Source organism: Campylobacter sp. RM9331 (assembly GCF_020137685.1).
Classification (GTDB): Bacteria; Campylobacterota; Campylobacteria; order Campylobacterales; family Campylobacteraceae; genus Campylobacter_E.
In genome coordinates this window covers 1-4,727 of the sequence record NZ_JACGBA010000034.1, presented here as the reverse complement: position 1 = coordinate 4,727, position 4,727 = coordinate 1, and the positions used below count along the sequence as shown (strand labels likewise).

At 28.7% G+C, this 4,727-nt stretch carries 3 protein-coding genes; 1 reads left to right on the top strand and 2 read right to left on the bottom strand.

Features of this window, described 5'->3' with window-relative positions; translation table 11 throughout:
* Positions 1-3,237, top strand: a 3,237-nt coding sequence (locus tag AVBRAN9331_RS09510; RefSeq protein ID WP_336612905.1) for an autotransporter outer membrane beta-barrel domain-containing protein, incomplete at its 5' end; no start/stop codon positions are given.
* Positions 3,238-3,930: 693 nt separating this feature from the next.
* Here AVBRAN9331_RS09510 and AVBRAN9331_RS09505 read toward each other — a convergent pair.
* Complete coding sequence (locus AVBRAN9331_RS09505; RefSeq protein WP_250325694.1) at positions 3,931-4,209, bottom strand: type II toxin-antitoxin system RelE/ParE family toxin; 279 nt, start codon at positions 4,207-4,209, stop codon at positions 3,931-3,933.
* Positions 4,203-4,445 (bottom strand): hypothetical protein, encoded by a 243-nt coding sequence (locus tag AVBRAN9331_RS09500; RefSeq protein WP_214120675.1) that lies wholly within the window; start codon positions 4,443-4,445, stop codon positions 4,203-4,205. The genes AVBRAN9331_RS09505 and AVBRAN9331_RS09500 overlap by 7 nt, the downstream gene beginning before the upstream one ends.
* Between the last annotated feature and the right edge of the window lie 282 nt (positions 4,446-4,727).

The following is a 4,727-nucleotide window of genomic DNA, read 5'->3' as shown; positions in this document are numbered from 1 at the left end:
CCTAATGAATATAGGATAAATAATGCAATTATAAGCACAAATAATGAAAATAAACGAATGCTTGATTTTTCTAGCTCAGTTGCTAGAGGAGATAGTGGTAGTGCTTTATATGTTTGGGATAATACAGATAAAAAATGGTATATAGTTGGTGTTGGTAGCACTAGTGATTGTGAAAGTGATAAGGATATAGGATGTAGTTTTGGTAATTATCACATGGTAGATAAACAAATCATTAGTAATTTTATTGACGAACATAGTATTATGATAAATAATGATTTATTGCTAGATAGTAACTTAAAACAAAAAACAAACATAGGAACATTTGAAACACTAAAAGATGCTAAAAATCAAGAAATAGCATTTACATTAGGTAATAATTCTTTTAAACATCATTTTGGAACCACTAGTGGTGTAAGTGAAGCAGAATATAAAAGTCGTTTAGATGCAATGGTTAATGATAAGGATTTATTTATTACTGGTGGAAAGTCTTTAGAGCTTAAAAATAATTCAGATATAGGTTCTAGTGCATTGATTTTTAGCGATAATCTTGGAGAATATACAATTAGTGGGGATTTTGACTTTTTACACGGCGGTCTTGATATAGGTGCTAATTCGGTCGTAAATTATTATGCAAAGACTGCGGAATTTGATTTTTTACACAAAATTGGTGCGGGTAAATTGATAGTTAATTCAAGTAGTCCCAAAGCAGGGCTTAGAATAGGTGGTGGCGAAGTTGAGTTTAAAAATTCTTCAGGCACAACTTTTGGTAGTATTTATATGACTAATAATTCAAGTTTAAAGATAAATAATGCAAATCAAATAAATACAGATTATTTATATTTTGGAAATAATGCAGGTAAGCTTGATTTAAATGGAAATAATATTAATCTTAATAATTTTTATGCTAGTGATAATAATGCAGTAATAACTAGCACAATAGCAAGTGAAATTAGCATTAATAAAACTAATTTAACCAATAATACCATTAGCCATGGAAATATTACAGGAAATATCAAAATAGTTCAAAATAACAATAGTAGTGATAAATACTCTGTTTATGATGGTGGTTTAGATATTCAAAATATGGAATTTAAAAACGGAAATTTAGTTTTACAAGGTCATCCGGTAGTGCATGAATATGTAAAGGGTTATGTTGGTAAAACAGCCGAACAAGTAGCTGCTAGTATTAAAAGTGCTGGCGGTGGAGATGTTTATACTACCCCTACAAGGCTAGACCAAGAAGATTGGGAAGAGAGAAATTATAAAATGGCTAGCCTAACTTTAGACAAAGCTAGTCTTGATATTTTAAAACATTCAAATGTGGATATTAAAAACATTAATTCTATTTCTTCAACTATTAAAATTGGCGATAATTTAGCTTATATAGATAGGTTTGATGGAGAAAATATAAAAGCAAATGATACTATTGGTAGTGATACTAATGAAAGTTATTATAATAATCTAAAATATCAAGAAGAAGTAACAAAAGGCAAAAGCATTGCTAAAAATATCAAAATTAATTCAAATTTTGATTTGAAAACCAATTCAAAACTAAGCCTTTTAAATGGCACAGATTTTAAAGGCAAAATCACAGCTGATGATAGTTCTAGCCTTGAGTTTAATGGTGCAATGATTAATGCAAATATAAACGCAAGTAGCCTAAACTCAACCAATACAACATATATTTACGAAAGCAAAACTAATGCTTTAAATATAAGCAAAAGCACAAGTGGAGCTAAAAATACCTTGCTAATCCAAAAAGACTTTTTAAACGGAGATGATAAAATACTTTTAGCAAGTCTATCAAACTCTACTTTAGTGGCTGAAAATTATTTTGGTATTAAAGGTGAAGATTCAGTATTTGCTGACCTTAAAGCTAATGTAAAATATTATGCTGAAAACGGCACAGCTAAATGGTATCTTGAAAAAATACCATCTACTCCATCACCAGAGCCAAGCCCAACACCAAATGAGCCAAGCACTCCAAATAAACCAAGTGAGCCTGATACTAAACCAACTCCGCCAACTAACACAGACACAACTCCAAGCGAGCCTATTAATCCAAATGAGCCTAGTGTTAATAATCCAAGCGAACCTAGTATTCCTAGCACTCCAACAACTCCAAGTGAGCCTGATACTAAACCAGTTGAGCCTAAGCCAGACACCCCAACAACCCCAAGTGAGCCTACAATACCAGATGAGCCAAGCACTCCAAATAACCCAGAAGAGCCTGTTATAGTTGAGCTTGACCCAAATCCTAGCAACAATCCAAGCAATGTAGAAACAAAAGGCCATTATCAAGAATACTTCTTCGTAAGAGAGAAAGAAAGTTCAATAAATACAGCTAAAAACACGCTAAATCAAGCATTTTTTAACTATGTTTTAGAGTGGAACAATATGCAAAAGCGTATGGGAGAGCTAAGAGATGAGGTTGCAAATGGTGGAATTTGGATTAGGAATTTCGGTGGAGCAAGTTCGTATCTAAAAGATAATAAGACCAAATATTATGAATTACAAATCGGTGCTGATAAGATTAGCGAAATGGATGATTTCAATGCTTATGCGGGAATTATCTTTACTAATTCAATTTATAAACTAGATACAAAAAATATGCTAGAAGGTAAAGTAAAAGGCATAGGTGGGGGACTTTATTCAAGCTTTATTTTTAATAATGGTTTTTATATTGATATGATTGCAAAATATGTTGATTATAAAAATGACTATACTCTAACGCTAAATAATGGCAATAATAAAGCAATTTATATTAACGCGAATAATCATTCTAAAAGCGTAGTAGCAAGCGTAGAATTAGGCAATAGATTTTATATGAATAATTATTATTTAGAGCCTAGCGTTGAGCTAATTAGTGGCTATGTTAGTGCGATTAGCCTTGAAAATAAAGCCGAGCATATAAAATTAGAAAGCAAATCATTCGTTCCATTTAATACAAAAACAATGCTAAGTTTTGGTAAGCAAAGTAGCGAAGATTCAAGATTTGGATTTAGATTTGGGGTTGGAATTGCTGCTGATTTAGCTAAAAACGGCGATAAAACCATAAGAGATTTAAATGTAATTAGACAAATTGAAGGCAAAAAAGATACAAGAATGCTAACTAATGCTTCATTTAATTATAATTTCACGAATAATTTAAGGCTAATGACCGAGTTTGAAAGGACATTTTTTGGTGATTTGAATGTGGATTATTCGCTTAATATGACTTTAAGAAAGAGTTTTTAATTTATTTTGCACCTATTTTAAAGGTGCAAAATCTTTATATATTTTTATCTTGCCAATAAATATTATTTATTGGGTTTTTTAATGAGTTTAAGCATAAAGAGTTTCAAAATACATTTATTCTATCGCCTAAATACTCAAATTATGATGCAAAGCTTAATTTTTGATATAAAGAAGCAAAAATAACCATTAAATAATTTAATAAATAATAATCTTTATTCATTCACTCGCATTACTAAATACAAAAAATAAAGAATTTAAAATAATAATTCAAATAAAAATATTTTAATTTTCTTTAAAAGTAAGAAAATTTAAATTGCTAAGTTATTGTTTGTATTAAACCATTTCTTAAATCTTGCCAAATTACTAAGCGGTAAAGATAGCTAAGATTTATAATTTTTATCCACAAATTTCTTAAAAGTTTAGTTATTTTTATGTTACTTTTACACATTTAATTGTAATTGTATTTTTTACTCATAAAATCACTTGAAATCTCACTGATATTGATTTTTTTAAGTATTAAAAAATAAAGAATTTAAAACAATAATTTACACATAAAAACTAAAAAATATAAATCAATATTTTTTTATTATTACCAAAGCTTTATATTTTGATTTAGAGATAGCCTAAATAGTATTAAATCAATAATATGATAAATTCAAATTTATGTTTAAGCTATTATTTTTTTTAAAAAGATTATTTTTTGAATGAATTGCTGTGATTTGCAATATTAATGCAAGTTAGCGTTAGAATATTTTTATCTTTTTCGTAAATTAGCACCAAATCGTTTTTCACATGGCAATCTCTATAGCCCTTAAATTTACCTTGCAAAGCGTGGTCTTTATAAACCGGTTCTAATACTTCATCATTTGCCAATCTTAAAATAATTTTATTTGTTAATTCTTTATCAGCTTTGCTTAGTTTTTTAAAGGCTGTTTTGTAAGCTTTAGTCTCCCTTACTTGATACTTCACCATTTCATGCTTTCTTCTACGAATTTTTCAGCGTCCATATATTCAACTTCCCCACGCAAATACGCAGCTTTTAATTCTTTTGCTTCTTTTATAGAATCTAAAAATTCTTTACTATTATAAAAATCATCTAATTTGCTTTTTTCTTTCTTTATCTTTATCGGCTCGTTAAATGCCTTTGCTAATTCTTTTAAAGCCTTTAAAAAGTGCGGATTATCATTCATCTTTACTATTACATTCATATTTACTCCTTTTATAATCGTTATCTTATACTAAATATGTTTAATTTATAAAGTTTTAAGTAAAATTCTTGCTTTAAATTCTTAAAAGTTTAAAATGTTTTTTGATTATGTTTTTTAAAAAGTTAAAGAAGTAAAAAAGGTGCTAAGGATAGCACCTTAAAAACTTCAATTATTACTACAATAATCCTAGTAGTTTTTAAGGCGACAAGCACCTTAAAAACTCCATTCATTAACGCAATAATCTTTAATGCGTTTTTAAAGATAGCCGAAGCTATCTTTAAA